The sequence below is a fragment of the Stenotrophomonas pictorum JCM 9942 genome (assembly GCF_001310775.1).
GTDB classification, from domain to species: domain Bacteria; phylum Pseudomonadota; class Gammaproteobacteria; order Xanthomonadales; family Xanthomonadaceae; genus Stenotrophomonas; species Stenotrophomonas pictorum.
Window position 1 is genome coordinate 1 of sequence record NZ_BAZI01000434.1, and the last position, 2,007, is coordinate 2,007.

The following is a 2,007-nucleotide window of genomic DNA, read 5'->3' on the forward strand; positions in this document are numbered from 1 at the left end:
GCCCGGCTTCGCGGGCGCCTGGCTGCGCCATCGCGGCCTCGATTGGGCGGCCGACCTGCTGCCCTCGTTCCCCGGCCTTGCGCCGGGTTCCCTCGCTGACCAACCCCTGGAGAACCTGCCATGAAGAAGCGTCTTATCGCCGCTGCCATCGCGGCCATGCTTTGCACCGCCACTGCCCATGCGCAATGGGTCGTGGTCGATCCCACCAACCTCGTGCAGAACACGCTGACCGCCATCCGCACGCTGGAGCAGATCAACAACCAGATCCAGCAGCTCCAGAACGAAGCGAAGATGCTGATGAACCAGGCGCGCAACCTCGCCAGCCTGCCGTCTAGCGTGGTGAACCAGTTGCGCGCCAACCTGGCGACGACCGAGCGACTGATCGCCCAGGCCCGCGGCTTGGCCTTCGACGTGACGAACCTCGATCGGGAGTTCGCGCGCCTGTATCCCGAGCAGTACGCCGCCACCGTCAGCGGCGACCAGATGTACCGCGATGCGCAGGAGCGTTGGAAGAACACGCTCAACGGCTTGCAGACCACGATGCAGATGCAGGCGCAGGTGTCGCAGAACCTGGGCGAAGACGAAAGCGTGCTGGCCGATCTCGTGGGCAAGAGCCAGTCGGCCGAAGGTGCCTTGCAGGCGATGCAGGCCATGAACCAGTTGCTGGCTTTGCAGGCCAAACAGTCGATCCAGTCGCAGCGGCTCCAGATCACGCAAGACCGGGCGGCGTCGCTGGATCTGGCGCGGCAGGCGGCGGCCACGGAGCGCGCCCGCGAAGTGCGGCGGCGCTTCCTGGGCGAAGGCACGCCGTACACGCCGCAGTCCGTGAACTTCTACGGCAACTGACGGGAGGCCGCCATGCGATGCGTCCTCGCCCCGTCTGTTGTGGTGCTTGTCGTGCTGCTGGCCGCTTGCAACAAGCAGCCGGCCGACAACCTTGCCGATGCTCTGGCCGCCGATCCTGCGCGGCTCAAGGCATTGCGCGCGCAATGCGCGGCCGACCGGCAGGCCAAGGGCGAGGACGCTTGCCGCGCCGCCGCCGAAGCTTCCGGCGGCGCTTCTTCTCCGGCGAGGCCGGGCCGGACGAATACCAGACGCTGGCCGACCTGCCGCCGATTCCGCCGAGCTTCGAGGAACCGGCCGATGGCATGGCGCCGGCCTTTCCCGCCGAACCGGAGGACACGCCATGAATGATGTGACCATCATCGACCAATTCCTCAACACCTTTGCCGCTTATATCGACTCGGGTTTCGGGCTGCTGCGTGGCGAGGTGGCGTTCCTCACGGCCACGCTGATCGTCATCGACATGACGATCGCCGGACTGTATTGGGCCATGAGCCATGCCACCGGCCAGGGCGAGGACGTGATCGCCAAGCTGCTGCGCAAGGTGCTCTACGTCGGTGCCTTCGCCTACATCATCAATAACTTCAACTGGCTGGCCAGCATCGTGTTCCGCTCGTTTGCGGGATTGGGCATTACCGCCACCGGCTCGGCCATCACGATGGAGAACTTCCTGCAGCCGGGCCGGCTGGCGAAAACCGGGATCGACGCCGGGGCGCCGATTTTGGAGCAGATCGGCGAGATGGCGGGCTTCCCCGAAGTGTTCGTGAACCTTGATCCCATCGTGGTGATGTTCCTCGCGTGGCTGGTTGTGATCTTGTGCTTCTTCGTGCTGGCGATCCAACTGTTCATCACGCTGATCGAGTTCAAGCTGACCACGCTTGCGGGCTTTGTGCTTGTGCCGTTCGCACTCTGGAACAAGACCGCGTTCCTCGCCGAAAAGGTCTTGGGCAACGTGGTGGCCTCCGGCGTCAAGGTTCTGGTGCTGGCCGTGATCGTCGGGATCGGCTCGGGCTTGTTCGCTCAGTTCCAAGTCCATCCCGCCGAGCCGTCCATCGACCACGCGCTGGTCATCATGCTGGCCTCGCTCACCTTGCTGGCGCTCGGGATCTTCGGCCCCGGCATTGCGACAGGCCTTGTGTCCGGTGCGCCGCAGCTCGGCGCGGG

At 65.3% G+C, this 2,007-nt stretch carries 3 protein-coding genes; all 3 read left to right on the forward strand.

Annotated features, from left to right (window positions below):
- Positions 1-120: 120 nt before the first annotated feature.
- Complete coding sequence (trbJ, locus tag JCM9942_RS14690; RefSeq protein WP_016448817.1) at positions 121-846, forward strand: P-type conjugative transfer protein TrbJ; 726 nt, start codon at positions 121-123, stop codon at positions 844-846.
- A gap of 179 nt (positions 847-1,025) precedes the next feature.
- Positions 1,026-1,190 carry a hypothetical protein gene (locus JCM9942_RS20790; RefSeq protein WP_425478358.1) on the forward strand — a complete coding sequence of 55 codons (165 nt, stop codon included), beginning with the start codon at positions 1,026-1,028 and terminating at the stop codon, positions 1,188-1,190.
- Positions 1,187-2,007: P-type conjugative transfer protein TrbL (trbL, locus tag JCM9942_RS14700; protein ID WP_083468574.1), on the forward strand; the 821-nt coding region annotated here is incomplete at its 3' end. The genes JCM9942_RS20790 and trbL, both read left to right, overlap by 4 nt.